A 26,382-nucleotide genomic window follows, 5' to 3' on the forward strand; every position below is an offset into this window, starting at 1 on the left:
GCCCACTTTCGTGGGCGCAGTTTTGCGCTATTTGTTTCGCTGCGGCGGCCGCATGATGAGCAAGGTGCGGCACCGGAGGGGGAGTCCGATGGACAGGTTGGCCGAAAGGCTGTTTGCGCTTCCGCTGCTGGCGGCCGCTTTGGCTTGTCTGGTGCGGGCGTATCTGCTGCTCGGCGACAGAGATTTCAGCTGGAGCGGGATCGACCACATGCTGCACGGCCCAGCCACGCTGCAGCCCGTGGTGTTCCTGACCGTCGGCGGGCTTTGCCTGCTTGGCGCCCTGTTGTTCTGGGCCGGACTGCTGCCGGGTCGGCGAAGCCAGCCTGCTGGAACGCCGCTTTTTGGCCGCGACGCCGAGATCGACCCAAAGGGCCGCCCCGGTCTGCGGCGCGCCTTCCTCATGTTGCCGGTGCTCGCCGTGTTGGCGCTGCTGGCCGACCACTTCCCTTGGGCGCGTGACGCCGGCCCGGGCGCTGAGGTAGCCGCCCCGAACGAACCCAAAGCCGAGCCGAAGAACCAGGGCATCGACGGTGTCCCGCCGGCCCTGGCGACGCCACCGGCCCCGCCGAGTTCGCCGCAGGTCACCATGCCGCCCGAGCCAACTCCGCCGGTGCAGGCAGCCAAACCGCCCGAGCCGGCGCAGCCTACGCCTCCGGCTGCTCCCCCTCAGCCGCCACAAGTCGCACTCGCTCCGGCGACACCGCCACCGGAGACTGCTCCACCGCCGGCTCCGGCCACGCCACCTCAGACCGTCGCGCCGTTGCCGCCGCCTCCGCCGACGCTGCCGACCGAGCCCGACGGCCACCGCGACGCCGTCGTCTGGCTCGCCGTCTCGGCCGATGGCCGCGACGTCATGAGCGCCAGCACCGACCACATGATCAAGCTCTGGGACATCGCCGGCAAGCGGCTGATCCGCAACCTTGGTGAACACAAGGACATGGCGCGCACGGCGCTGTTCATGCCCGACGGCGCAACCGCGCTGACCGCCGGCGACGATGGCGAGATCGTGCTGCGAAAGCTTGCCGACGGCGCGGTGCTGCATGTCTTCTCGTCGGGCGCGAATGGCGGCGTGCGTAAGCTGGCGATCAGCCCGGACGGCAAGCGCGCCGTCAGTGGCCACGACACCGGCAACGTCATCGTCTGGGATCTCGTCAACAAATCGGTGCTGCATGTGATGACCGGACATGACTGGCCGATCAGCACGGTCGCAATTTCGCCCGACGGCACGCGCGCGCTGAGCGGCTCCATCGACGGCACGCTGAAATTCTGGGACGTCGAAAGCGGCAAGCAATTGCGCAGCTGGCACGGCCACGAGCAGGGCACTTACGGCGCCGTCTTCACCGCCGACGGCCATCATGTCGTCACCGGCAGCGGCGACTACACGATCAAGCTCTGGGACCTCGACACGTTTAGGGAATTGCGCCGCTTCGAGGGTCACGAAGGCACCGTCTATACGCTGGCGCTGTCGGCCGACGGCAAGCGCCTGGCCTCCGGCTCGCTCGACGGCACGGCGCGGCTGTGGGATGTCGGCACCGGCGGCCAGATCGCCATGTTCGACAGCCGCACCGGCCCGATCTACGCCGTTGCCTTCGCCACCGACGGCACACTGGTCACCGGCGGCGACGATCGCACCATCAGGGATTGGCCGGCGGCTGGCGGCGATGGCGAAATCCTGTTCGCCGGCGCACCGCAGTAGCGACATCAAATGCTTTGGATATTCCAGAACGGCCTGGCTTGCGCTATGGATTACTGGTGGCTGCAAATGGATTGGGGACGGTGAGCAACAACGACTGGGCGCCCAAAGTGGATACACCTGTCTACAGCCCGCCCAAGTCGCGTCGCCGAGGGGTCCTTACCGTCGTTCTGGTGTTGCTGGCGGCTTTTGTGCTGCTCGGGCCTGGCCGAAATTACTATGTGCAGTGGTCAGCCATTAAGAAGATTCAAGCGGCTGTCCTGGCAAAGGATTATCGCGAGCAATTCCATCAGATCTCCGTGCTGGCCGACATGGGAAATGCTGACGCACAGTACAATCTGGGATTAATGTACTGGCGTGGCCAGGGTATTGCCCAAAATGACAGGCAGGCGACCTACTGGTGGGGCAAAGCAGCCGAGCAAGGAAATGCAGATGCGGCATCCTTGCTCGCCCAGGCCTATTCCCATGGCCGAGGTGTCGAAAGAAACGACCAACTGGCGTTAAAATTTGCCACACAGTCGGCCGACAAGAGCAACGCGAATGGTTACTATGCCATCGGCACCCTGTACGCGCAGGGCCAAGGTGTTCCGCAAAGCTATGAGCAAGCTCTCTCCTGGTGGCGCAAGGCAGCCGATGGCGGCAGTACCGAAGCTGCCTACTGCATCGGTCGGTCCTATTATCTCGGTGAAGGCGTTGAGAAGGACGATCAGCTCGCCGTGACGTGGGTGCGAAAGGCGGTCGACAAGGGTGAGCCGAGTGCCCAGTCTCTGTTGGGCACGCTGTATTCGCTTGGCCACGGCGTCGGTCAGGATGACCGCCTGGCCTTCGAATGGTGGATGAAGGCCGCGGTCGCCGGTGTGCCGGAAGCGCAATACTCCTTAGCAAACGCGTATGAATTGGGAAAAGGCATCGGCAAGGACGACGCCCAGTCGTTCGCCTGGTTGGTCAAGGCGGCGGAACAGGACAATGTCCCGGCGCAGTCTGCGCTGGCCTATGCCTATGCTACGGGCAAGGGCACTGCCAAAAGTGATGCCGAAGCATCGTCCTGGTGGCTGAAGGCGGCGAGCCAGGGAGACGCTTATGCGCAGGCGAACCTCGGCCTTGCATATTGGACGGGCGCCGGACTGACCCAGAGCGACGCTGATGCCGTTTCGTGGTGGCTCAAGGCCGCAAAGCAGGGGGACGTTTCGTCTGAACTGTACCTGGCTGTTGCCTATGCCCGCGGCAGAGGGATAGCCAAGGATGACAAATCCGCCGAATTCTGGTTGCTGGAGGCAGCCAAGGTGGGAAATGTCGAAGCAGAACTCAACCTTGGCAAGCTTTATTACACCGGCATCGACGGCAAGCCGAACTATCCGGAAGCTGCCAAGTGGTTTTCCACATCGGCAAGCCACGGAAACGCCGAGGCCAGGATCTTCCTCGAAATGATGAAGGAAAAAGGCCAGTTCGACAGCAAGACGCTGTGAGCTGAGGTCAGGCAACTCCGCTGAAATCGCCGAGATCGTGTCATATAACGGACATCGGCAGCGGACACCAAAACTGTCTTTCATCAGTCAATTTCGGAGGCCACTTATGCCTACCGGCCCATCTCCTAAATTGGGGGGAGACCAGCAGCGTCGCCGTCACGCCTTCCGTTTGAGGCATGACACTCGCATCGCACGATGCGAAGACTTATTTGCCGCTGCATCTCGAGAATCCCATGCCCAACCTCCACATCGTCGAAGCCTCGATTGCCGATCTGCGGCATGCCCTCGAAGACGGCACCGTCACCAGCGTCGAGCTGGTGGGCGCTTATCTCAGGCGCATCGCGCACTACGACCGCCATGGCATCGCGCTCAATGCCGTGCCGGTGCTTAACCCGGCAATGTTCGAGGAGGCGGCGGCGTCCGACCTGCGGCGGCGCAATGGCGCCACCCTCGGGCCGCTCGACGGCATCCCCTACACCGCCAAGGACAGCTATAAGGTGAAGGGCCTGACGGTGGCCGCCGGCTCGCCCGCCTTCGAGCATCTCGTCGCCAATGAGGACGCTTTCACCATTGCCAGGCTGAGGGCCGGTGGTGCTGTGCTGATCGGGCTGACCAACATGCCGCCAATGGCGAATGGCGGCATGCAGCGCGGCGTCTATGGCCGGGCCGAAAGCCCCTACAATGCAGATTACCTGACCGCCGCCTTCGCTTCCGGCTCGTCCAACGGCTCGGGCACGGCCACCGCCGCCAGCTTTGCCGCTTTCGGGCTGGGCGAGGAGACATGGTCTTCCGGCCGCGCGCCGGCGTCCAACAATGCACTTGTCGCCTACACGCCGTCGCGCGGCGTCATTTCGGTCAGGGGCAACTGGCCGCTGGTGCCGACCATGGATGTGGTGGTGCCGCACACGCGCGGCATTGCCGACATGCTGGAGCTGCTCGACGTGATCGTCGCCGACGATACCGAGACGCGCGGCGATTTCTGGCGTGTGCAGCCCTGGGTGTCGATCGCGAAAAGCGCTGCTCTCAGGCCGCCAAGCTACACTGCGCTCCAACTGCAAGGCTCATTACAAGGCAAACGCCTCGGCGTGCCGAAAATGTATATTTGCCGCGACGGCGGCGCGCCCAAACCCATCGAGACCCGCGCCTCGGTGCTCGACCTCTGGCGGCAGGCGGCGCGTGATCTGGAAAAGCTCGGCGCGGAGGTGGTCGAGGTCGATTTCCCCGTCGTCTCGAACTATGAGCGCGACCGTCCGGGCACAAAAACCATGGTCGAACGCGGGCTGGTGCCGGAAGCATTCGCAGAGCGCGAAATCTGGGATCTCTGCATCTGGGGCTGGGACGATTTCCTGCGCGCAAATGCCGATCCGGCGATCCCCGATCTGGCTGCGGTCGACGGCCCAAAGATTTTCCCGCAGCCGCCGGGCGCGCTGCCGGACCGCTATGGCGACGACGGTTTCGATCTGGCCGACTACGTCACGAGCGTCAAGCAGGGCGTGATGCCATTGCTGGATATCCCAACGCTGGCGGAAGGTCTGAAGGGATTGGAGGCGACGCGGCGCATCGACTTCGAGGACTGGCTGGACGAGCACAGGCTCGACGCCGTCGTGCTGCCGGCGGTCGCCGATGTCGGGCCGGCCAGCGCCGACGTCAACCAGACCTCTGCAGAAATCGCCTGGCGCAACGGCACCTGGGTCGCCAATGGCAATCTGGTGTGGCGTCATCTCGGCATTCCGACCGTCACCGTGCCTATGGGAACGATGGCCGATATCGGCATGCCGGTCGGGCTGACCTTTGCGGGCAAGGCCTATGATGATGCGGAGTTGCTGCGGCTCGCCGGCGATTACGAGCGCGCCACCCAACGCCGCACCAGCCCGCCGCGCACGCCGGAATTGCCGGACGATGCGTTTGCGGGGCGGCCTGGTGGATTGCGGGCCAGCGATGCGCCGGCGCCGAGGCTTACGCTTGTTGCCGAGACGACGCGGCGAGGAGACCAGGCCGAGATCGCCGTGACGGTTGAACTCGATGCGGAGACCGCTGGCGTCAAGGTTCACGTCAATGGCGAACCGGTCGCTCTGCGGCGCAGCGGCACAAGCTTTCACGGTCGCATCCTGGTGCCCGCCGGCGAGCACGAAAGAATGCACAGTGTGTGGCGAGGCGCTTACGGCTCGATCGTTACGGCCGTCATCCGGCTGGAGGATGGACGCACGGCTGGTGCTTACGTGGTCGCGGGTGGAATCGGGTGAGGTACATGTAATCTCCCCAAGGGGGAGATCAGCAGCTTCGCCGTCTTGACCCTCCCATCGCCCGCGTTATCTTCGCGCCATGCCAAACCTCGCTCCCCTCATCGTCATCGACCTCCAGACCAACATGTTCGACGGCCGCGTCGAGCCGCCGATCCACGATGCGCCTGGCATAGCCGAGCGTACCTGCTCGCTGATCGACTGGGCGCGGCGCGAGGGGCGCAAGGTTGCTTTCGTCAGGCATGACGGGCCGGCCGGCGATCCGCTGGCGCCCGGCGAGCCGGGTTGGCCGGTATGGCCGGAACTCGGCCAGGCCAAGGACGAGCCGACATTCTCCAAGACCGTCCGCAACGCCTTCTCGAATGCCGAGCTTGGCGCCTGGGTGGCCGGGCAAGGGGTCGGCGAAGTCGTGCTTGCCGGAGCGCAAACCGATTTCTGCATCGCCGGCACCGTTGAGGGCGCCCTGGCCGAAGGCTTCGGCGTCACTGTCGTTTCCGATGCGCACTCGACGCTGGACACTGAAGGCGAAACCGCGACCGAGATCATCGCCCGGTACAATGCGGACTTCACCGATGCCGGCGTCACGCTGGTGACGACGAAGGCGCTGACCGGCGACTGAAGCACCGCGCTTCGAAGAGTGGGAGACTGCCGTGCCAACCCTGAAATTGCCGGCCGAAGGCGGATGCCGCTGCGGACGTGTGCGGCTAAAGATTTCCGCAAAACCGCTTTTGACCATGGCTTGCCATTGCATCGGCTGCCAGCGCATGTCGGCCAGCGCCTATTCACTGAGCGCCGCCATTCCCTCGGACGGCTTCGAAATCATGCAAGGCGAGCCGGTGATCGGCGGGCTGCACGGCGCCTCGCGTCATTACTTCTGCCCTTATTGCATGAGCTGGATGTTCACGCGCCCCGAAGGGCTCGACTGGTTCGTCAATCTGCGTCCGACCATGCTCGACGAGCCCGGCTGGTTCACGCCGTTCATCGAGACATGGACCAGCGAGAAGCTGCCTTGGGCAACCACGCCTGCGGTGCACAGTTACGAGGCGCTGCCGGCCTTTGAGGAATATGAGGGGCTGGTGGCTGAGTTCGGTGAAACCGCGAATCTCCCCCCTTGAGGGGGAGATGGCCGGCAGGCCAGAGGGGGTCGGTGCGACTGGGCTCGACGTCCTTGCTGCAGATGGAAGGTTGGCGCTTCACGCGCGGCGACCCCCTCTGTCGCCTTCGGCGACATCTCCCCCTCGAGGGGGGAGATAAGCCCCGCTAAAAATTTGCATCGAATCGATTGCGCAAACGTTTCGATGGCCCTAAGCTCCCTTAAAATCCGCCATCAGAGCGGACGGAAAACGCATCGGGAGGAGCGCTTGCAGGCGCTGATAAGTCTTGCCGACAATGGCTGAAGTGGCGCGGCGCGCCGGCGTGTCGGTGTCGACGGTCTCGCATGTCGTCAACAACACGCGCTTCGTTTCGCTGGAAAAGGCGAGGCTGATCAACGACGCCATTGCCGCCATGGGCTACCAGCCCAACGAGCTGGCGCGCTCGCTGAAGGCCTCGACCACCAACAGCGTCGGCCTGGCCATCTCGGCGATCTCCAACCCTTATTTCACCGACATCATCTGCGCGGTCGAGGCCGAATGCGCGCGGCTCGGGCTGATGGTCTTCCTGTCGGACACCCAGGAAGATCCCGACCGCGAACTGCAGGTGGTGCGCGCTTTTCATCAGCGCCGCGTCGACGGCGTCATCCTGGCGCCCTCGGGCTCGCCGCAGCGGGCCATCGACTATCTCGCCGACAAGAAGATGCCATGCGTTCTGATCGACCGTTTCGCCGACCAGCGCTTCGACCAGATTGGCGTCGAGAACGAAACGTCGATGCGCGCGCTGATCGACCATGTCGCCTCCTTCGGCCACAAGCGCATCGGCTATATCGCCGGACAGCCGGGCCTGACGACGACGCGCGAGCGCATCGAGGCGTTCCAGGCTTCGCTCGCCGCCAATGGACTTGAGTGCGTGCCGCGCTATCTCTCGGCCGAGAATGTCGACACGGCGGCGGCGACCGCATCCACCCACGCCATCCTGTCCCTGCCGTCTCCACCAACCGCATTGGTCACCGGCAACAACATGACGACGATCGGAGCCGTCCGCGCCATCCGCGAAAAAGGCCTCACCATTCCGGGCGATCTGTCGCTGGCCGGCTTCGACGATTTCGAATGGGCCGATTGCTTCGAGCCGCGCCTGACGCTGGTCGCGCAGCCCTGCACCGAGATAGGCAGGCAGGCGGCAGCCCTGCTCAGCGCCCGCATCGCGGCGACCGGTTCAGAGCCACGTTCGGTGCGGCTGCAGGCGACGCTGCGGGCGCGCGCCTCCTGCGGGAGGCCGACCCACACGAGGCTAACATGACCGCGCCGCTGCTGGTGATGACGGGCGCCGTCAAACGCTTCGGCGGCGTGCAGGCGCTGCGCGGCGTCGACTTCGACCTCAAGGCGGGCGAGATCCACGCGCTGCTCGGCGAGAACGGCGCCGGCAAGTCGACGCTGATGAACCTGTTGTCGGGCGTCTACACGCCGGACGAAGGCATCATCGAGATCGACGGCAAACCCGTGCGTTTCAACAACCCGCGTGAGGCGCAAGCGGCCGGCATCGCCACCATCTTCCAGGAGCTCGACCTGGTGCCGTCGCTCGATGTCGCCGCCAATCTGTTCCTCGGCCGCGAATTGATGCGTCCGGGCGGCTTCCTCGACGTGCCGGCAATGCGCCGCGAGGCCAAGAAGCGGCTGGAAGCCATCGAGATCGCCATCGATCCGGCCGCCATGGTGGCGGATCTGTCGATCGGCCAGCGCCAGGTGGTGGCGATCGTCAAGGCGCTGTCTTACGCCTCCCGCGTGCTGATCATGGACGAGCCGACGGCCGCACTCACCGTCGGCGAAGTCGAGCGGCTGTTCGATATCATGCGCAAGCTCGCCGCCACCGGCGTCGGCATCGTCTACATCTCGCACCGGCTGGAGGAAGTGCCCGGCATTGCCGACCGGGTGACGGTAATGCGCGACGGCCGTGTCGCCGGCATCACCGAGCCGCACGCGCCGCAGGCCGAGCTGGTCAGGCTGCTGGTCGGACGTCCGCTGGACGAACTCTATCCGCAACGCGCCAAGGCCGCGGGCAAGCCGCTGCTCAGCCTGAGGAACGCCAGCTTCAAGCTCGCCCGCGACAGCGCCGGCTGGCAGGCGCCGCAAGGCGTTTCGCTCGATGTCCATGAAGGCGAGATCGTCGGCCTGGCCGGCATTATGGGGGCAGGGCGCACCGAACTGTTGTCCGCGCTCTACGGCACCGGCCTGTCCGGCCGCTGGGAGGGCGAGGTCGCTGTCGGCGGCAAGCCGGTGAAACTGGATTCGATCAGCGCTGCCCGCCACGCCGGCATCGCCTTCGTCACCGACGACCGCCGGGGCTCGGGCCTGATGCTGCGCATGGCCGTCGGCCTCAATCTGGTGATGTCGGTCATATCCCGAATCTCGCCGAACTGGCTGGTCTCGCCGCGCCGCCAGGCCGAGGCGGTGAAGGAATCCTTCGGTCAGTTCGATATCCGGCCGAAGAACCCCGATATCGCCGTCGGCGCGCTCTCGGGCGGCAACCAGCAGAAGGTGGTGCTGGCCAAGGAAATCCTCGGCAACCCGCGCCTGTTGCTTCTCGACGAGCCGACACGCGGCGTCGATGTCGGCGCCAAGGGCGAGATCTACCAGCGGCTCAGGGCACTCGCCGCGCAAGGGCTGGGCATTCTGGTGGCGTCCAGCGAGATGCCGGAGCTGATCGGTCTGTGCGACCGCATCGTGGTGCTGCGCCAGGGGCGCAATGTGGCGGAATTTTTGGGCGGCGTCGACGAGCACACGGTGCTTGCCGCGGCTAACGGCAGGGAGGCCTGATGTCTGACGAGAAGATTTCCGTGGCAGCAAGCCCAGTCACAGCAGCAGCGCAAAAGCATCGCGACCCGCTGGCGCTGATCGTGCGCTTCCAGAGCCTGATCGGCCTGGTGCTGGTGGCGATCGGCGGCATCATCTTCTCGCCGCGCCGCCACGGCGAGATCCTGTTCCTCAACCCCGACAACATCGCCAACATCGTGCGCGCGGTGTCGGAGACCGGCATCATCGCCATCGGCATGACCTTCGTCATCATCACCGCCGGCATCGACCTCTCCGTCGGCGCGGTGCTTGGCCTGTCCAGCGTCGTCACCGCATCGATGATGATCTCCGGCGGCTTCGGCCTGATCCCCACCATCCTCGCCGTGCTCGCTTTGGGCATCGTCTTCGGCGCCATCCAGGGCACCATCTCGACGCGTTTCAGGCTGGAACCGTTCATCGTCACGCTGGCTGGCCTGCAGGCCGCGCGCGGCTTGGCGCTGGTCGTCTCCGGCAACCAGTACATCAACATTTCCTATGGCGAAGGGCCGGGCCTGGCGCCGCCGGTGTTCGCCGTGCTGGGCGAGCGGCTGTTCAACAACACCGTGCCGGTGGCGACGCTTGTGTTCGTCGTCTTTGCCGCGATCGCCACCATCGTCCTCAACACCACGCGCTTCGGCCGCTATGTCTTTGCCGTCGGCGGCAATGAGCGCGCCGCGCGCATATCCGGCGTGCCGGTCTCGATGGTGAAAATCTCCGTCTACGCCATCACCGGCTTTGCCGCCGCCCTTGCCGGCATCGTGCATGCCGGCCAGTTCAATTTCGGCAGCGCCAATGACGGCATGGGCTATGAGCTGACGGCCATAGCCGCCGTGGTCATCGGCGGCACCAGCCTGTTTGGCGGCGCCGGCTCGATGGTCGGCACCGTTGCGGGCACCATCATGCTGGGCGCGCTCGCCAACATCCTGCAGCTCAACAACATCACGCCCGCCATGCAGCTGCTCGCGACCGCCGCGATCATCGTCCTGGCGGCAGTGCTTCAGTCCCTCGTTCGCCGCCGCGAGGGGTTGGGTCGTTAGTGCATGTCGCGCAAAAGGTTTTGCGATGACGACATGCACCAACAAACAAGGAGGAGACGGCAACACGTGAACGTCAAACCAAGGTCTGGCCCCCCGGCCAGACGAGGAGGAGAGTGAGTTATGAAAACGACACTAAGAGGATCGACCCTCAAGGCCGTCCTGCTGGCAGGCGCTGGCCTGTGCATTGCAGGCTCCGCTTACGCCGCCGAGCCGCTGGTGAAAGCCTGCGCAAAGGACGGCCAGTTCGTCATCGGCTTTTCGCAGGCCAACAATGCCGAGCCCTACCGCCAGCACGTCAATGACGAGCTTGAGGCGGCGGCCAAGGAAGTGCCCGGCTTCACGCTGCAGATCGCCGACGGCGCCGGCAACGTCAACACGCAGACCTCGCAGGTCGACAATTTCATCACCCAGAAGGTCGATATCCTTTTGATCTCGCCCTTCGAGGCCGCACCGCTGACGCCGGCGGTGAAGCGCGCCATGGATGCCGGCATCCCGGTCATCGAGCTTGACCGCAAGACGGTCGGCGACCCCGGCAAGGACTACACCGCCTTCATCGGCGGCGACAATTTCAAGATCGCCGAGGAAGCCGGAAAGTACACCGCCAAGACCCTGCTGCCCGATGGCGGCGAGGCGGCGGTGCTGCAAGGCCTGCCAAGCTCGACGCCGGCCGTCGAGCGCCTCAACGGCTTCAAGGAAGGCGTCAAGGGAAACCCGAAGGTCCAGATCGTCGCCGAGCAGGCCGCCGACTGGGTGCCGGACAAGGCGCAAGTCGCCTTCGCCGCCATGCTGCAGGCGCACCCCGACATCAAGGTGCTCTACGCCTCCAACGACATGATGGCCGCCGGCGCGCTGCTCGCCGCCAAGGGGGCGGGCAAGGACGTCAAGATCATCGGCACAGACGGCCTGCCGGGCCCGGCTGGCGGCATCGAGGCGGTGGCCAAGGGCGACTGGGTCGCAACCTTCACCTACCCGACGGGCGCCAAGGAAGCGATCGAGATGTCGAAAAAGATCCTGCTCGATTGCGCGACCGAGGTGGACAAGACGGTGACGGTGGAGACCACCGCGATCACGGCCGAGAATGCCAAGCAGCTGATGGGGAAGTGAGGGGCGGGCAGAGCGCGTCTATTGAGGTGATGCGCAAGGCCCCGAGGGGCCTTGTTGCATTGCGGCAACGTATGGGAACGGCCGCTTCGCGCCTCATCTCGGTCATCGAAGTCATCCCGGCCGCCCGCCAAAAGCGGTCACAGTTGGTGTCAACGCCATGGGGAGTTTGCGCCGTGAGCATTTCTCTCCATAATGATCCCAGCATCGGCTTTTTCCTGCCCTGCCCACCGATCAAGTGTTTTGTGAACAGCATCGCACTTTGCTAATATTGCCGTCACTGTGCTCGGCGAGGAAATCCCAGCATGTCGGAGAAGAGTCCGGTCGCGTTGCCGGCGGCGTCGGTGGCAACAGGTTTTCTGGGCGGCAACGGCAACAATGCGTCGGAAGCCCGGCATGAGCGCCGGATCCTGACCGCGCTCTGCTACGACCTGGTCGGATCGACCGACCTTCTTGGCATCCTGGACATCGAAGAGTTCGAGGAACTGATATCAGCCTTCCAGCGGGCGGCGAGACAGGCGGTCGCGTCGTGCTCGGGTGCCGTAGAGGTCGAGGTCGGCGATGGCGGCGTTGCTTTGTTTCCTGCCGAAATAGACGCCAAGGATGCGGCATCGCTGGCGATCCGGGCCGGGCTCGAAATCATCGACGCCTGCAGGCGCGTCGGTTCGAACCAAGGCCGCGCCGATTTGCATGTCCGGGTCGGAATCGCGACATCGATGACCCTGATCCAGAAGGGTGACGCCGAGACGGGTCGTGACAATGTCACCGGCCCTGCCTTCGCGATGGCCACGCGGCTCCAGGCCATCGCGCAGCCGGATACGGTGTTAGTCTCGGAGGCGACACGCAACCTGGCGCGACGGTCGCATGTGTTCAGCTTTAGGGGCAGCCATACGATCAAGGGTTTTGCCGAGCCGGAGCTGGTCTGGCGCGCGCTGAGTCACAAGCGCGAGGTCGACCGCTTCTTCGCCTTCGGGCGGCTGAGCAGTCCGCTCGTCGATCGCGAGGCCGAACTTGCCACGATCGCCGAAGCATGGGACAGCGCCGTTGCAGGAAACGGCGGCGTGGTGGTGATCGAGGGCGAGGCCGGGATCGGCAAGTCGCGCATTCTTCACGAAGTGCGCCGGCGCACGCGTCACCAGCGCGCGAAACTGCTGCTCTTCCAGTGCACGCCCGGCGGCTTGCGCTCGGCGCTGCATCCGCTGCTACAGAACGTACGCGGCGATTTCGCCGGCAACGAAGGACAGCTGAGCGCTGCCGCTGTGGCAGAAGTATTCCGCGATCATGACGTCCGCGATCCTGAAATCATAGACGTCTTCTCGTTCCTGCTCGGCGCTGCGGGAGCCGATCCGATGCTTAAGGAAATCGACGCCGAGGCGATGCGCGCGAAAGCCAATTGGGCGGTTCGCCACTCGCTCGAAGCCCTGTGCGCCAGCGGACCGATCGTCCTGGTGGTCGAGGACATCCATTGGATCGACCTGACGTCTAGACAATTGTTGGCTGAGCTTGCACAGTCGGCCCGTCACTTCCGGGCGCTTGTCATCGCGACCACGCGCCCTGAATCCGGGAGCTGGCTGGGAGCATCGAATCCAAGGCATATCTCGCTAAAGCCGCTCAACCGCGAGCAAACGCGGCTGGCGATCGCGGCCATGTGGCCGCAAGGCAAGCCTTCAACTTCCCCGGAATTGCTCGACGTGGTGGAACGCGTGACCGGAGGCGTCCCGCTGTTCATCGAAGAAATCTGCCAGTGGATGGCCGAGAACGCGGCCTCGGCAACGGATCGGCTGGCGCAGACCGCGACGCGCAGTCATGCCTCGGTGTTTGAAAGCGTGATCGAGGCCAGGCTCGAAACGCTAGGGCCGGCACGTGAAGTCGCGCGCGCCGCGGCCGTCGCGGGCAATCGTTTCAATCAGGAATTGCTGCGCGCGTTGTTGCCGGAGCTCGACGACGAAATCATCACAAACGCGCTGGATTCACTGAGCGAGGCCGGGTTCCTGATCCGCGTGCGGCCTTTTGGCGTTCCGGTCTATGGCGTGCGCCATGCGCTTATCCAGGAGACGATCTACAACGCAACGCTGCGCAAGAAACGGCAGGCCTTGCATCGCCACCTGTTTGCCGCGGTGAGCCGCAACCGAAACCTGGCCGGGTGGCTGAGCACCGCCGAGGTCGCCGAGCACGCCGAGCGCGCAGGCCTTATGGAGGACGCGATCGCTCAGTTCGTGATCGCAGGCACGGAAAGCTCGTCGCGCTCGGCAATGGCGGAAGCGAGGCAGATACTCGAGCATGCATTGGCGCTCTGCGAGCACGTTGCGGCAGCCGACAGGCGAGACGCGCTGCGGCTATCGGCCATGATCGTGCTCGGTCCCATCCTGACCGCTGTCGAAGGTCCGAACTCGGGGCCCGCCCGCAAATTGTACGAGGACGGCGTGGTGATAGCCCGGCGGCGGCCGGTGGCCGAGCGGGCCAAGTGGTTCCCGATCTACTGGGGCTGGTGGTTCACGGATACCGTCATGGACGGCGAGCGCGCGGAAGTGGTGCTCAGCGATCTCAGGGATGTCGAGGATGCCGAAGTGCAACTCCAGGCCAGGCATTGCGTGTGGGCAATCGACTTCAATCTTGGCCGCCACGACCGCTGCATCGCGGCAGTCGACGCAGGACTTTCGCTCTATGAGCACGGCCAGGGCAAAGCCAATGCTGCGTTGTTCGGCGGGCATGACGCGAGGGTCTGCGGGCTCGCCCACCGCGCCTTGTCGCTTTGGTTTGTCGGAAAGCCGGCAAGCGCGATCCATTCGATGTCGGAAGCTAGGAGCTGGGCGCAGCAAACCGGACATGCCGGCAGCATCGCACATGCCTATCTCAACGAGGCGATGCTGCATTGCTATCGCCGAGATTTTTCGAGGTTACGAAGCGTGATAGCGGATCTGCGCCACTTGACGGAGCGCCATTATATGCCCGCTCTCGCCGCCGCAGCGCAAATCTTCGAAGGCTGGTGCGACGGCAACGCCGGCCAGGTCGAGAGCGGCAGGGAGAAAATGCGGCAAGGCCTTGGCCTCCATGGCGAGTTCCAGACGCCTGAGGACGAACCGGTCTATTGCGGCATGCTGGCAGAGCTTTTGACACGAACTGCCGAGGTCGATGAGGCGCTCGCGTTGCTGGGCTCGGCTGTGGCGCAGGCCGAGGCCGGCGGCAGCCGCTTCTGGCTGGCAGAGCTCTACAGGCGAAGGGCGGAGCTACTTCTTCTCCAGGGCGATGCGGAGGCGGACGTAATCGCTGCCCTCGAAAAGAGCATCGCCATAGCCGCGGAGCAAAGTGCCGTGCCTTTCCTCGTCAGTACATACGAGACCCTTCAATCATCAGGCCTGTCGCCTGAACTGTCGTCGCGCTATCGCGATCGGGTCGAACGTGCGAAATCCGCTCTCGAGCCGGGCGCCGCGCTGATCGTCAATCCCGAATCGGCCGTTCGGCACTAGCGGGCCCTGCAAGAGCATCCGCGATGCTGGAGCGATATCAACGCCTTGGTCCGCCGCCCGACGAGGCGCTGGCGAGGCTGATGAAGATGCGCGAAGGCCTGGGCATCACGCGGATCGCCGACATCACCGGGCTCGACCAGCTCGGCATCCCGGTCGTGCAGGTGACAAGACCTTTCTCGCTCTCCAACGCGGTCGCGCAAGGCAAGGGCGCCACCCTGGTGCAAGCCGGGATATCGGCCATGCTGGAATCGGCCGAGAGCTTCTTTGCAGAGCAGGTGGCGAATTTCGAACCAGTCGTCGGCTGCGCCGATCAATTGGGCATCCCGCCAGATCGTTTCGAAAGGTATCTCCAAGGGGGCACCGCGCCGGGATGGCGCGGCAGGGAGACCGCGTGGGTAGCCGCAGACAATCTTCTTACCGGCAGCCGCGACCTGGTCCCGTTCGAGCTCGTGCACACCGCCTATGTGTTGCCGTCGCTGCCCCATGACGGCATTTTCGCGGCATCGACGAGCGGTTTGGCAGCAGGCTTCGCGGAGCCGGATGCCATCGTTCATGGCATGCTTGAATGCATCGAACGCGACGCGATCGCCACGGCATACCGGACCCACGGGTTTTTCCACCGTCAACGCATCGATCCCGAGACGATCGATGATCCGTCGCTCCGCGATCTCCTGGAAACTTTGGCGGCCAAGAACGTGCTGGTTGGCCTTTGGCAAGCTTTGTCGCCGTTGGGCATACCGGTGGTGTGGTGCCATCTGCTGGAAGACGAACCGACAGAAACGGTCCTTTTGGATCATCCGGCTGATGGCTCGGCTGCCGGTTTCAGTCCCGCCGGCGCGGCGGTGCACGCCATCTACGAAGCGGCCCAGGCCCGTCTGGCGGCGATCTCGGGCGCGCGCGATGACCTGACGCGCGCGTCCTATCCGAAATACCCCGATCGGCAGGTGATTGCAGCGCATCGCCGGCTCCTCCGCGACGGCCCGCACAGCGTGGATTTCGGCGCGTTCGCCGAGCAGAAGTTCAACACGGCGTCGGACGGGCTGTCGGTCCTCTTGGCAATTCTCGAAGAGAGAGGGTTCGATGCGGTTCACCTAATCCGGGTGGGAACGAAACCGTTCGACGCCCTGTCGGTTGTCAGGATTGTCATCCCTGCCTTGCAGCCGCTCTTGCAGGGGTAGGGATTATGCGCCCGAAACTCGTCTTCACTGGCCCTACCGTGTCCCATTCCGACGCGTTGAAGGTCGTCGATGCGGTATGCCTTCCCCCGGCCGTGCAAGGCTCGATCGTTTCGGCCGTGCAGCATTTCGACCCGAGTGCGATCCTTCTCATAGATGGCGGTTTTCAGACCGAGCCGGCGGTTCGGCACAAGGAAATCCTGTGGGCCCTCAGCCGCGGCATTCATGTCGTCGGCGCGGCCAGCATGGGTGCCCTTCGAGCAGCCGAGCTGTTCCCCCATATGCAAGGCGTCGGGCTTATCTACCGATGGTATCGCCGCTGCGCCTTTGCACCCGACGACGCAGTAGCGGTATTGCATGGACCGGCCGAGGTGAATTTCGCTCAATTGACGCATGCGCTGATTGACCTGCGCCGGACCCTTCGTGCTGCTTGCCGGCGCGGCGTGATTTCACCCGAACAGCAGGCGAGGCTCGAGGGTGCGGCGCAGGCCGTCAATTTTCGCGATCGCACCCTGGCACGGATGGTCCGGGATGCGCACGACGGCAAGGACGACGTCGAGAAATTGTGCAGGGAGCTCGGCGCCGCTTTCGTCCAGCAAAAAAAGCAAGATGCCCTGCGGGCACTCGAACTTTTGCGAGAGCAAGCATTTGAAAAAGCATACCCCGTGCCGGAATTACAGCTAACCACGGCCTTCTCCAAGGATATGGATGATGCGGGGCTGGCGCTATAGGCCCTGACCTCTTGGCGGCCGACGATTTACGTAACGTAAGCACCGTGATAGCGTGGCATCGTCAGAGGGGGCCAAGCAATTGGACGCGGTCGATCGTGCCGTTGCGCAAGGTGTGCTGGGTACGCGGTTCCTGGTCTACCCGCAGGTCCCTCACCTTTCGGGTTACGGAACACCCGAAACAGTATGGATTTCTACTCCACCCGATCTGATCCGCTCCGGCCCGGAAGATCACCGCATCTACGTTCGCGATCCGCTCCTCGACAAGGAGCCTTACGACTACCCTTATCTGCCACCGTTTGTCGGCGAAACCTTTCCACCTGCACAGGCTGGCTTTGACGGCCATTTCGATCAGCTTTCCTTGACCTCGCGGCAGTTCCTTTCTGCGCACGCTTTCGCCTCGGTCAGCCGCGTGCTGGACATCTGGGAAAGCTACCTCGGCAAACCGATTGTCTGGTATTTCGCCGAGACGTTCGAGCGGCTCGAAATCATCCCCTTCGTCGACTGGGAGAATGCGCAATCGGGCTATGGCTATCTGGAACTCGGCCGAGAGCGCGGCATCGACGGAGGCAACTATCCCTATGCGCTCAACTTCGATGTGATCGCACATGAGGTCGGCCACGCAATCTTGTTTTCGCTGTTCGGGACACCAACTGGCGGCCTGACTCAAGGCGATTTCGGACCGTTCCACGAAGCCAGCTCGGATCTGGTCTCGCTCTTGTCCTTCCTGAATTTCGACAGCGGCATGGACCGGCTGCTGCGGCACTGCAATGGCAACCTGCTTGTTCTCAATGAGTTGAACCGGATTGCCGAGCTGACTGGCGATCGGCAGATCCGCCTCGCCAGCAACGCACGCCGCATGTCGGAGGTGACGGCGGAAATCCATGACAGGTCACGGCCATTCACGGGGGCTGTGTTCGACACGATCGTCCACGTCTACCACGCGGCACTGGTGCACGAGGGGTTGGCCGACGAGCGGCTGCTGGGGATCGATATCAAGGATGTCGACCAATCCGACATGCAGCGCATTTCGGATTTCACGTCCCGCGCCTTCCGCGCTCGGCCCTTCATGTTCAAGAGCATGCTGATCAGAGCAAGGGACGAGGTGGCTCTCGCACTTGCTCAGGCATGGCCACGCCTCGATGCGGACGACCTGTCGTTCGAAAAGGCCGCGGCGTTGGTGGTGGACTCCAGCGATCGCGTCGCGCCGATGCTCGCGGAAAAATTCGATGAGAATTTCAGCTGGCGGGAGATCTTGTGAACTGAAGGATGCAGCAAAAAGGAGCGAGGAAAATGAGCGACGACTATCACCGACCGACACTAACCTTTCCGTCAGGCGCTTACAACGCAACACAGGTTAGGCTCTATGGCTTGGGGGCGGAAATTGGACTCAGCGTGCCCGGTGCGCCAGCACCCTTTGGTGACACCGGCATGTATGTCGAAACCGCGCCTGGGGAACCTATCACCGACGAGCAACATGTCAACGCACTTGAAGTATTGAAGAAGTATGACAGCAACAAAGGCCGCCAAGATATAATAAATGGAAATATCCCATTTCCAAAAATACCAATCAGAGTCTCCTACCATTTCAAGATCGACCTGAAGAATTTTGGCGCTGCGGTCCTTTCAACGGTAGGCAGTACCTTCATGCTCGGATCATCTCCAGAACAGAAAACATCGTGCGGGATAATTGTCGGTTATGCCTATGAGGGACATACCTACGATTTGCCAAAGCCCAAGATAATGATCATCCCGGCGTTTCCGGAACCCAAGATTCCGGCGGACGATTCGGAATTTGACGCCAAGGAACCTGAAGGCTACGCGGTTTGGCTCGTCGATAAGCTCAACGAATGCGTGGAGTTGGAGATGAACCAGGGCTTTGTCGAACAGATCGTCCTCGAGGCGAACCTTCCAGGCAAGCGTTCACCGACGATGTACGCATCCAAGATGACGATGGGACACCGTGGCGGAAAGCTGAACGACTAGTCTCTCATGTTCCCTGTCAAAGGTTGAAGGCAAGAAGGCTCGCCTGCTTGGCAGGTTTGCCATGCAGTCGGATCGGCTGAAGCTGCACAGGGCTGGGGGTGGAGCTCAGAGACGACGGTTGATCAGACTCTCATTCCGCGGGTTGGGTACGGCCTTCCGTGTCTTGGTCTCGGGGCTGTCCTCGGTCTAGAGGGCGGGCGTGGGGCGCATCGGCTCGGCGACATAACTGGCGACGGGAGTTCCGCACGATGGCCATGTTGTGCGCCCTGGTTGTCACCGCCGGCCGAGATCCATTGAATCCTGTCGACACGAACGCGAAAGGCTTCATCACATCGATATCCGAGAGGCACTCGGCATCCTCGCCGTGTCCGGCAAACGGGATTTAGCTGTCGCGCCAGTCAACGAGTGTGTCCGCTTTCCGAATGCTACCACCCGAAACCGGACAGGCAGGAAGCGGCCCAAATGCGACATTCAATTTTCGTCGTGCCCCTGCCAGGGATTTGGCGTGCCCCAGCCGCTTACGTTGCGTCTAGTCCCGCCATGTAAGCCTTCGCGCCACGAGGGACCGCACGCCACTGACGGACAACTATGATGTGGACCACCAGTTTGGCGCACCCAATCGGCCACGCCAGCCCGCAGCCTCATTCACGGCGCAGCCGTAAACCCGCACTGCTTCTGTTCCATCTCGATCTGCTTCGTGATGCGGATGGCGTTCTGGGCGTAGGCTTGCGTTACCGAGCCGCTGTTGACGGTCTTGTCCTTCAGCGGGCTGACCGCTGCGCAGAGGTGGAAGACATGCTCGGTGTCGGACTTGGCGGCGCCGTTTTCCGGCGCGATCCAGTAGACGATATCCTGGCCATTGGGGTGCGCCGCGTCCTTCGTCGCCGCGGCCACCGTGGTGGAGTCGGTGGCGATCGCCTGCGCCTGGGCGGCGACTTCGGGCGAGCAGGCCGTCGTCGGCTGCCCCGCCTTGATCTGTTCCGCGCACGAGTTCATGTCCTGCGTGTACTGCTCGACCGATGGCGGCTGGTAGCTGACCCCGATCAGCGTCGCCAGCACGGCCAGCACGGCGCCGATGCCGCCGGCCACCTTCTTGCTCTTCGGGTCCATGTTCTTGTCGTTGAGGATCAAGAGAACCAGCGGCAGGAAGGCAATCAGGGTGATGATCGCGCCGAGCTGGTTCTGGACGAAGAACCGGAACGTGTCGGATTCGCGGGCCGGGTCCTTCCGGTTGGCCGCCTTCCAGAGCTGGCTGCCGGCGATGGCGAAGATCGCGATCCCGACCAGGATGCCGATCAGCAGCGGCAGGTTGCCCTGGTCGAATTTGTGCTTGTAGAGCAGTACGATCCCGGCGATCTCGCCGCCAATGGCGATGACCCACGACAGCACGGCGAACAGGCGCAGCCGCGTGGCCCCGGACTTCTGGCCCTGCGTTGCTTGCCAGTCCTTGGTTACGTCTACGGTCGGCTTGTTGTCGGTCATGACCAGATCCCCCGGTATCGACACTTTTGCGGGGCGTCAAAGGCGCCCGGCGCAGCGTCATTGATCGAACGTCGCCTGCCTCGGCGCGAAAGCGCCACGGCAGACCCCATCCTTATTGCGCATGATGGGATTCGTCCATAGCCGAGGCGGGCGGACGCCGGAGGGCAGGGCAATCGCATAAGGCGGCGCATCCTACGCGATTGCCCGGGAAGAGGGAGTCACCCCTTGAGCCGCTCCAGCGCAGCCACGATCAGATCGCAAAACTTCGCATGGTCGAGCTTCACCGCCACGCTGTGACGGAAGTCGGTCTGCTCGCTCGCCGTGCCGCCGAAATGGTGCATGCCGCCCATTTTCTCGAAATTGCAGATGCCCTTGGTCCAGCGTCCCGCAAGCTCGACGCGGATATCGGCCTTTTGGACGCGGGCAGTCTGGCGCGGCCTCCTTAGCGACTCTCCCGTTCCCTGAATTGATTTGTATACAAATGTTTCTGGCGGCATCGGTTTGTGAAGCGCTTCACCGTTGCCGCGCAATCGATCGGTTACAGAGGTGGCGCAAGAGCGGGCCTAAGGCAGCGCTCTGCTGCTGCATGGAGGTAACCGATGTTTGAAAGTCTCAGCAGAATTCGCGCTGCCCTGGCGCGCGCCAGCAAGCACAGGAAGACCGTCCGCGCACTGAATGCGCTGCCGACGGAGATCCAGAAGGACATTGGCTGGACGGAGTCGAGGTCGATCGATGAGATAAGGCTGCCGTTCTAGGGCCGCATCCAGCGTCGCTAATATATCGCTCGCCATCGATTGTTCGGAAGCGTACAGTGCAGCATCGTCGGCCACATCAATGGGCGCTGACGCTTGGGAGCGACCATCGCACTCCTGCCCCGACAGGAGGCATTGGAGCCATGGCGGAGCAACCGAGACAGTCCGGTCTGAGCGCCGAGACGCTCGCGGCCTTGGCGCGGGAAACCGGGGCCTCCGAGCAGCAGATACAAGAGATCGCATCGCTGATCGGCAACGATCGCTCGTCCATCGTGCGCGAAGCGCGCATGGTTGCGGCTGACCGCCCGAAGCGCTGATCCAGGAAAAAGCTGCTGGATTGATTGATGGGGCGTCGCCCCTGATTTGTCGGTTTTGTACGAAGTACAATGGCTGAATCCGAGTCAGCTATCGTCCAATGACCGTTTGCATTTGGGCAGGGCGCCGACGGCTGGGAGATGACATGTGCTCTTGCCCTTGACGGGAGAGAGCGATGGACCAGTCGGTCAGCAAGGAGAAAAGCGGCCTCTTGCGCCGCATGAACCCGGCCGACTTCGCACTGCTTGCGCCGCATTTGCACCATCGTGTGCTCGATCTCAAAGCCCCGCTCGAAATGGCGGGCGAGCCGGTCGCCTCGGTCTGCTTCCTGGAAAACGGCCTGGCCTCGGTGGTGGCGAGGAACCGGCCGGGCCTGGACACCGAGGTCGGCATCATCGGCCACGAAGGCATGTCGGGCTCCGCCTTGGTGATGGGCGCCGACTGGGCGCCCCATGACTGCTACATGCAGATGCCGGGCGAGGCGGTGTGCATCGGTTCCGAGCCGTTCAAGGCAGCGTTGCAGAAAAGCCCGACGCTTCGCGCCTTCCTGCTGCGCTATGCCCATTATCTGCACGGCCAGACCAAATCCACAGCGCTGAGCAATGCCCGCGCCAAGCTCGAGGATCGGCTGGCCAGATGGCTCCTGATGTGCGACGACAGGGTGGTCGGCCATCAGATCCAGATCACGCATGAGTTCCTGTCCGTCATGCTCGGCGTCAGGCGTCCGGGCGTCACCATCGGCCTGCAGATCCTGGAAGGGCGCGGCCTGATCCGGTCGCGGCGCGGCGAGATCGTCATTCGCGACCGGGATGGCCTGATCGCCGTCGCCGATGGTTTCTACGGCCAGGCCGAGGCCGAATACGAACGGCTGCTGGGCTGAGCCTGGCACGGGCTGGAAATGGCCGACGCGAATGCCGGTGAAAGCATGTTGCCAGAGCCGCGCCGGCCATTTGCGGCCATCTGGGGAGAGGCCGCCCGGCAAATCTAGCATCGGCGCAAAAGCGGGCAACGAACCGCAATCGCTTGGTAAAAACCGTACAATCGAATTGTGTTGAACCTTGGTTCGGCAAGAGTATGAATCCGCTGTCGTCGACCATTGTATGGGGCGCTGGCGCCTGAGACTTCGACAGGCTCGCGCGCCCGATGTGAACGGGGAAAACCGAAATGGCAGAACTGCTTTTCGATGTATCCGCCTTCGATTGCGCCATCCTGCGCGCCGCCTTCATCAAATCGGTGATGGAAGACAATGTCCCGGAAAAGCGGTGGCGCGCGCTCGCCGCCTCCCTGGTTCGCGACCTGACCGACCACGAAGACGTCGAGCCGGATCTGCTCGGCTGGATCACGCGCAAGTAGCAATATTCTGACGGTCCGGCGGCTACCCCAGCCACCACCACAGCGCCGCGACCGCCGCAAGCACCGCCGCCACCGACAGCCCCAGCATGATGTAGCTGCCCTTGATGATGTCGCGGATGATCTTCTTCACGCTTTCGCGGTCGTTGAGGTTGGGGAAAGGCTCGTTGGGCAGCGCCACGCCGAGGAAGCCGCAGAGCGGCGCCCAGCCATCGCTGACCTTGAACACCAGAAGCTTCTCCGGCGGCACGGCCGCTATCACCTCCTCGGTATAGGCGTTGTAGCGCGCCACCGCCTTGGCGCGGTCGTCCATCACGCCGGCAAGCGTGCGGCCCCAGATCAGCCTGTGCGACATGTCGCCGAATTTGCGGCCGAACGGCGTCAGCCATTCCAGCACCTTGAACTGCCACAATGTCTCGGTGAAGTGGATGGTGTCGATGGTGCTGTCGTACCAGGCCTCGGCGCCGCGCGGATGCAGGGTGAGCAGCACCTTGGCGTCGGGATAGGCGGCCATCAATTCGCGCCACACGCAGCATCCCGGATTGTCGACCGTCGCCTTGTAATTGGCAAAGACTCTGGTCCAGTCGTGCTGGCTGCCGGGCGGGCTGTTGGCCACCTTGCGCCAGAAGTCGAGATGGCCCTTGTTGGCCTTGTTGAGGATGACTTCCTGCATGTGATAGCTGGGAAGGCCCAGCCTGTTCAGCGCGGCAAAGGTCGACCATGTGCCGGTGCGGCCGAATCCGGCCCCGATGAGCTCAAGCGTCATTTTACCCCCCTTGTTGAGACCGCTTTTCTTTTTATGCCGGTCCGCTCGGAATGAGGTTGCATCCGCGCCCCTCGGCGCGCAACAATTTTCCCTGTCCAGGGCAGAAATGTGTTTGCTTTTTCGTCTGGGCCACGCGGAATGAGGGTTTGGCTATTCCAGCGGGTGAGGGAGCCTGATAATAGGTCAGTCAGATTGACCTAAATCGCATGGCCAGAACGGTCATGCTGGACCAGATGCCGTATCCCGGGAGGTGGGCTCGTGAGTTTGATGGACCTGTTGGCGTCGCGCGCCTCGCGCATGAAGGCGTCGGAAATCCGCGAGCTGCTCAAACTGCTCGACCAGCCCGACATCATCTCCTTTGCCGGCGGCATCCCCGATCCGGCCTTGTTTCCGGCCCAGGCGATCGCCGATGCCTATGCCTCGGTGCTGGGCGGTGCGGAGGCGAGCGCAGCACTTCAGTATCAGGTCTCCGAAGGCTATCTGCCGCTCAGAAAATGGCTGGCCGGCCAGATGGGCAAGCTCGGCATTGCCTGCGACGAGCACAACATCTTCATCACCTCCGGCTCGCAGCAGGCGCTGGATTATCTCGGCAAGCTTTTCCTGTCGCCCGGCGACACAGCACTGGTAACATGGCCGACCTATCTCGGCGCGCTGCAGGCCTTCAACGCCTACGAACCGCGCTACGACCGGCTGACGCCGGACGGCGGCAACATGACGCCTGCCGCCTACCAGGCCGCTGCTGCCGCTGCAGGCGGCAAGGTGAAATTCGCCTATCTGGTGCCCGATTTCGCCAACCCGACCGGCGAGACGCTGAACCGCCAGCAGCGCGAGGCGGTGCTTGACCTCGCCGACGAGCTCGACATTGCTATCATCGAGGACGCCGCCTATCGCGCGCTGCGCTATGACGGCGAGGGCCAGCCGCCGATCCTGGCGCTCGACTGCGAACGCTCCGGCGGCATCGAAAACGCCCGCACGCTCTATTGCGGCTCGTTCTCGAAAATCCTGTCACCGGGCATGCGCGTCGGCTGGGTCTGCGCGCCGCGCCGCGTCGTCGAGCGGCTGGTGCTGATGAAGCAGGCGTCGGACCTGCACAGCCCGTCGATCAACCAGCTGGTCATGCACCGCGTCTCCGAGGCCGTGTATGACGGCCAGGTGGAAAAGCTGATCGGCGCCTATCGCCAGCGCCGCGACGGCTTGCTTGCGGCACTCGAAGCGGAAATGCCGGATGGCGTCAGCTGGAGCCGACCGGAAGGCGGCATGTTCGTCTGGCTGACGTTGCCTGAGGGTTCGGATGCCACCGCGCTGCTCGCCCGCTCGGTCAAGGAAGCCCGCGTGGCGTTCGTGCCGGGCAACGCATTCTACGCCGACGGTTCGGGCCGCAACACGATGCGGATGAGCTTTACGCTCGCAGATGAACGCGCCGTGGGTGAAGGCGTGCCGAGGCTGGCGAAATTGATGGGCTAATCTCCCCCCTCGAGGGGGAGATGTCGCCGAAGGCGACAGAGGGGGTCGCCGCGCGTGGAGCGCTAACCTTCATCAGTCGCAGGAGGTCGCGCCCAGTCGAGCCGACCCCCTCTGGCCTGCCGGCCATCTCCCCCTCAAGGGGGGAGATTAGCTCACTCCGCCACCACCAATTTATCCTGCGTCTTCGTCTCGAAATCGCTGGCGTCGTGGCGCTCGTGCAGTTGCATGGCCGGGTCGCCGAAGGCGCGGTTGACCATGCGGCCGCGCTGCACCGTCGGGCGGGCGTCGATCGCCTTGGCCCAGCGTTGTACGTGCTCGTAGTCCTGCACCGACAGGAATTCGGCGGAATCATTGTACATGCGGCCGAGCGCAAGGCCGCCATACCAGGGCCATACCGCCATGTCGGCGATCGAATAGAAGGCGCCGCCGAGATATTCAGTCTCCGCCAGCCGCCGGTCGAGCACGTCGAGCTGGCGCTTGGTCTCCATGGCGAAGCGGTCGATGGCGTATTCGATTTTTTCGGGCGCATAGGCGTAGAAATGGCCGAAGCCGCCGCCGAGATAGGGCGCCGAACCCATCTGCCAGAACAGCCAGGACAAGGTTTCCGCGCGCGCCGGCTGTTCGGTCGGCAGGAACTCGCCGAACTTTTCCGCGAGATAAAGCAGGATCGAGCCGGACTCGAAGACGCGGACAGGCGTCTTGCCGCTGCGGTCGAGCAGCGCCGGGATCTTGGAGTTGGGGTTGACCTCGACAAAGCCCGAGCCGAACTGGTCGCCATCGTTGATGCGGATCAGCCAGGCGTCGTATTCGGCGCCCTTGTGGCCGAGCGCCAGAAGCTCCTCCAGCATGACAGTCACTTTGACCCCATTCGGCGTCGCCAGCGAATAGAGCTGCAGCGGATGCTTGCCGACCGGCAGCACCTTGTCATGCGTCGGACCGGCAATAGGCCGGTTGATGCTGGCGAACGTACCGCCATTGGCTTTCTTCCAGCTCCAGACTTTCGGCGGGGTGTATTCGGTCATGCGGGAAATTCCTTGGTTTGGCGGGCGAAACGACTTGCGCGACGGCGCGAGACTGATGGCGGAAAAGTCGGCGGAACCTAGATACGGGAACACATAGGTGCAATTCAGAAAGGTTCAACTTGTGTTGAACTATTATCGATGTCGGCGCCGCCCCTCATCGCCCTGCCGGGCACTTCTCCCCGTATAGTGACGGGGAGAAGGACGCTGTCGCCTACTGATTTCCCCAATTGCCAGCGTTGCCAAGAGCGCCGATGTTGCGGCCATCTCCCTTCTCCCCGTCACTATACGGGGAGAAGGTGCCGGCAGGCGGATGAGGGGCAGCGCCAGCCTCTGAAATGATTGCCTTGTTGCCTAAGCCCTTGCGCCCTGTGCAGCGCGGCATACCTATAGAGGATACTGCCCACGCATATCTGCC

23 protein-coding genes are annotated in these 26,382 nt (G+C 63.5%); 19 read left to right on the forward strand and 4 right to left on the reverse strand.

The window, feature by feature from the left end:
* Positions 1-88: 88 nt before the first annotated feature.
* The 14 genes from AC3EMP_RS15915 (at position 89) to AC3EMP_RS15980 (ending at position 18,816) form a co-directional block, all read left to right on the forward strand.
* Entirely contained in the window at positions 89-1,696 is a 1,608-nt protein-coding gene (locus AC3EMP_RS15915; protein WP_352710077.1) for a WD40 repeat domain-containing protein, read from the forward strand.
* An 80-nt stretch (positions 1,697-1,776) separates the two neighbouring features.
* Entirely contained in the window at positions 1,777-3,159 is a 1,383-nt protein-coding gene (locus AC3EMP_RS15920) for an SEL1-like repeat protein (RefSeq protein WP_352710080.1), read from the forward strand.
* A gap of 233 nt (positions 3,160-3,392) precedes the next feature.
* The gene (locus AC3EMP_RS15925; RefSeq protein ID WP_352595794.1) at positions 3,393-5,402 is read left to right on the forward strand and encodes an amidase; all 2,010 of its coding nucleotides are present in this window, start codon (positions 3,393-3,395) and stop codon (positions 5,400-5,402) included.
* 79 nt (positions 5,403-5,481) lie between these two features.
* Positions 5,482-6,018 (forward strand): cysteine hydrolase family protein, encoded by a 537-nt coding sequence (locus AC3EMP_RS15930; protein WP_023747809.1) that lies wholly within the window; start codon positions 5,482-5,484, stop codon positions 6,016-6,018.
* A gap of 31 nt (positions 6,019-6,049) precedes the next feature.
* Complete coding sequence (locus AC3EMP_RS15935) at positions 6,050-6,514, forward strand: GFA family protein (protein ID WP_352710082.1); 465 nt, start codon at positions 6,050-6,052, stop codon at positions 6,512-6,514.
* Positions 6,515-6,779: 265 nt separating this feature from the next.
* On the forward strand, positions 6,780-7,793 hold the full coding sequence (locus AC3EMP_RS15940) for a LacI family DNA-binding transcriptional regulator (protein ID WP_023814831.1): 1,014 nt from the start codon (positions 6,780-6,782) through the stop codon (positions 7,791-7,793).
* Positions 7,790-9,307 (forward strand): sugar ABC transporter ATP-binding protein, encoded by a 1,518-nt coding sequence (locus tag AC3EMP_RS15945; protein ID WP_352519791.1) that lies wholly within the window; start codon positions 7,790-7,792, stop codon positions 9,305-9,307. Before AC3EMP_RS15940 ends, AC3EMP_RS15945 begins: the two co-directional genes overlap by 4 nt.
* Positions 9,307-10,359 carry an ABC transporter permease gene (locus AC3EMP_RS15950; RefSeq protein ID WP_031199588.1) on the forward strand — a complete coding sequence of 351 codons (1,053 nt, stop codon included), beginning with the start codon at positions 9,307-9,309 and terminating at the stop codon, positions 10,357-10,359. The genes AC3EMP_RS15945 and AC3EMP_RS15950 overlap by 1 nt, the downstream gene beginning before the upstream one ends.
* A 120-nt stretch (positions 10,360-10,479) precedes the next feature.
* Complete coding sequence (locus AC3EMP_RS15955; RefSeq protein WP_023689831.1) at positions 10,480-11,463, forward strand: substrate-binding domain-containing protein; 984 nt, start codon at positions 10,480-10,482, stop codon at positions 11,461-11,463.
* 302 nt (positions 11,464-11,765) lie between these two features.
* Entirely contained in the window at positions 11,766-14,927 is a 3,162-nt protein-coding gene (locus AC3EMP_RS15960) for an AAA family ATPase (protein ID WP_352668651.1), read from the forward strand.
* Between the two features lie 23 nt (positions 14,928-14,950).
* A complete protein-coding gene (locus AC3EMP_RS15965) occupies positions 14,951-16,105 on the forward strand; it encodes a YcaO-like family protein (protein WP_352710085.1) in 1,155 nt (384 codons plus the stop codon).
* Positions 16,106-16,110: 5 nt separating this feature from the next.
* Positions 16,111-16,833, forward strand: coding sequence for a TfuA-like protein (locus tag AC3EMP_RS15970; RefSeq protein ID WP_031244619.1), 723 nt, complete (start codon positions 16,111-16,113; stop codon positions 16,831-16,833).
* 79 nt (positions 16,834-16,912) lie between these two features.
* Positions 16,913-18,091, forward strand: coding sequence for a gluzincin family metallopeptidase (locus AC3EMP_RS15975; protein WP_023689836.1), 1,179 nt, complete (start codon positions 16,913-16,915; stop codon positions 18,089-18,091).
* 32 nt (positions 18,092-18,123) lie between these two features.
* Positions 18,124-18,816, forward strand: a complete 693-nt coding sequence (locus tag AC3EMP_RS15980; protein ID WP_155923581.1) for a hypothetical protein — start codon at positions 18,124-18,126, stop codon at positions 18,814-18,816.
* A 645-nt stretch (positions 18,817-19,461) separates the two neighbouring features.
* Here the strand turns inward: AC3EMP_RS15980 and AC3EMP_RS15985 are convergent.
* The gene (locus tag AC3EMP_RS15985; RefSeq protein ID WP_352710088.1) at positions 19,462-20,298 is read right to left on the reverse strand and encodes a hypothetical protein; all 837 of its coding nucleotides are present in this window, start codon (positions 20,296-20,298) and stop codon (positions 19,462-19,464) included.
* A gap of 218 nt (positions 20,299-20,516) precedes the next feature.
* Positions 20,517-20,828: a hypothetical protein gene (locus AC3EMP_RS15990; RefSeq protein ID WP_352710091.1), complete on the reverse strand. Its 312-nt coding sequence runs from the start codon at positions 20,826-20,828 to the stop codon at positions 20,517-20,519.
* A 69-nt stretch (positions 20,829-20,897) separates the two neighbouring features.
* On the opposite strand from AC3EMP_RS15990, the gene AC3EMP_RS15995 reads away from it, so the two are divergent.
* The 4 genes from AC3EMP_RS15995 (at position 20,898) to AC3EMP_RS16010 (ending at position 22,718) form a co-directional block, all read left to right on the forward strand.
* Positions 20,898-21,053, forward strand: coding sequence for a DUF1127 domain-containing protein (locus AC3EMP_RS15995; RefSeq protein WP_023671409.1), 156 nt, complete (start codon positions 20,898-20,900; stop codon positions 21,051-21,053).
* Between the two features lie 140 nt (positions 21,054-21,193).
* Positions 21,194-21,367 carry a hypothetical protein gene (locus tag AC3EMP_RS16000; RefSeq protein ID WP_023671410.1) on the forward strand — a complete coding sequence of 58 codons (174 nt, stop codon included), beginning with the start codon at positions 21,194-21,196 and terminating at the stop codon, positions 21,365-21,367.
* 173 nt (positions 21,368-21,540) lie between these two features.
* Positions 21,541-22,245, forward strand: coding sequence for a Crp/Fnr family transcriptional regulator (locus AC3EMP_RS16005; RefSeq protein WP_352500359.1), 705 nt, complete (start codon positions 21,541-21,543; stop codon positions 22,243-22,245).
* Positions 22,246-22,529: 284 nt separating this feature from the next.
* Complete coding sequence (locus tag AC3EMP_RS16010; RefSeq protein ID WP_023671412.1) at positions 22,530-22,718, forward strand: hypothetical protein; 189 nt, start codon at positions 22,530-22,532, stop codon at positions 22,716-22,718.
* A gap of 22 nt (positions 22,719-22,740) precedes the next feature.
* Here AC3EMP_RS16010 and AC3EMP_RS16015 read toward each other — a convergent pair whose 3' ends face one another.
* The gene (locus AC3EMP_RS16015) at positions 22,741-23,481 is read right to left on the reverse strand and encodes a sulfotransferase family protein (RefSeq protein ID WP_023697773.1); all 741 of its coding nucleotides are present in this window, start codon (positions 23,479-23,481) and stop codon (positions 22,741-22,743) included.
* A gap of 267 nt (positions 23,482-23,748) precedes the next feature.
* Between AC3EMP_RS16015 and AC3EMP_RS16020 the strand changes: the two genes are divergently transcribed.
* On the forward strand, positions 23,749-24,945 hold the full coding sequence (locus AC3EMP_RS16020; RefSeq protein ID WP_023708936.1) for an aminotransferase-like domain-containing protein: 1,197 nt from the start codon (positions 23,749-23,751) through the stop codon (positions 24,943-24,945).
* A gap of 152 nt (positions 24,946-25,097) precedes the next feature.
* Here the strand turns inward: AC3EMP_RS16020 and yghU are convergent, their stop codons facing one another.
* Positions 25,098-25,967 (reverse strand): glutathione-dependent disulfide-bond oxidoreductase, encoded by an 870-nt coding sequence (yghU, locus tag AC3EMP_RS16025; protein WP_023693764.1) that lies wholly within the window; start codon positions 25,965-25,967, stop codon positions 25,098-25,100.
* Between the last annotated feature and the right edge of the window lie 415 nt (positions 25,968-26,382).

The sequence above is a fragment of the Mesorhizobium sp. P160219 genome, from assembly GCF_057786095.1.

Coding starts and splice junctions, on each gene's coding strand:
- AC3EMP_RS16015 (WP_023697773.1), bottom strand. CDS start 23,481: ATGACGCTTGAGCTCATCGGGGCCGGATTCGGCCGCACCGGCACATGG.
- AC3EMP_RS15925 (WP_352595794.1), top strand. CDS start 3,393: ATGCCCAACCTCCACATCGTCGAAGCCTCGATTGCCGATCTGCGGCAT.
- AC3EMP_RS15915 (WP_352710077.1), top strand. CDS start 89: ATGGACAGGTTGGCCGAAAGGCTGTTTGCGCTTCCGCTGCTGGCGGCC.
- AC3EMP_RS16000 (WP_023671410.1), top strand. CDS start 21,194: ATGGCGGAGCAACCGAGACAGTCCGGTCTGAGCGCCGAGACGCTCGCG.
- AC3EMP_RS15985 (WP_352710088.1), bottom strand. CDS start 20,298: ATGACCGACAACAAGCCGACCGTAGACGTAACCAAGGACTGGCAAGCA.
- AC3EMP_RS15955 (WP_023689831.1), top strand. CDS start 10,480: ATGAAAACGACACTAAGAGGATCGACCCTCAAGGCCGTCCTGCTGGCA.
- AC3EMP_RS16005 (WP_352500359.1), top strand. CDS start 21,541: ATGGACCAGTCGGTCAGCAAGGAGAAAAGCGGCCTCTTGCGCCGCATG.
- AC3EMP_RS15960 (WP_352668651.1), top strand. CDS start 11,766: ATGTCGGAGAAGAGTCCGGTCGCGTTGCCGGCGGCGTCGGTGGCAACA.
- AC3EMP_RS15965 (WP_352710085.1), top strand. CDS start 14,951: ATGCTGGAGCGATATCAACGCCTTGGTCCGCCGCCCGACGAGGCGCTG.
- AC3EMP_RS15930 (WP_023747809.1), top strand. CDS start 5,482: ATGCCAAACCTCGCTCCCCTCATCGTCATCGACCTCCAGACCAACATG.
- AC3EMP_RS15950 (WP_031199588.1), top strand. CDS start 9,307: ATGTCTGACGAGAAGATTTCCGTGGCAGCAAGCCCAGTCACAGCAGCA.
- AC3EMP_RS16010 (WP_023671412.1), top strand. CDS start 22,530: ATGGCAGAACTGCTTTTCGATGTATCCGCCTTCGATTGCGCCATCCTG.
- AC3EMP_RS15980 (WP_155923581.1), top strand. CDS start 18,124: ATGAGCGACGACTATCACCGACCGACACTAACCTTTCCGTCAGGCGCT.
- AC3EMP_RS16020 (WP_023708936.1), top strand. CDS start 23,749: ATGGACCTGTTGGCGTCGCGCGCCTCGCGCATGAAGGCGTCGGAAATC.
- yghU (WP_023693764.1), bottom strand. CDS start 25,967: ATGACCGAATACACCCCGCCGAAAGTCTGGAGCTGGAAGAAAGCCAAT.
- AC3EMP_RS15945 (WP_352519791.1), top strand. CDS start 7,790: ATGACCGCGCCGCTGCTGGTGATGACGGGCGCCGTCAAACGCTTCGGC.
- AC3EMP_RS15995 (WP_023671409.1), top strand. CDS start 20,898: ATGTTTGAAAGTCTCAGCAGAATTCGCGCTGCCCTGGCGCGCGCCAGC.
- AC3EMP_RS15970 (WP_031244619.1), top strand. CDS start 16,111: ATGCGCCCGAAACTCGTCTTCACTGGCCCTACCGTGTCCCATTCCGAC.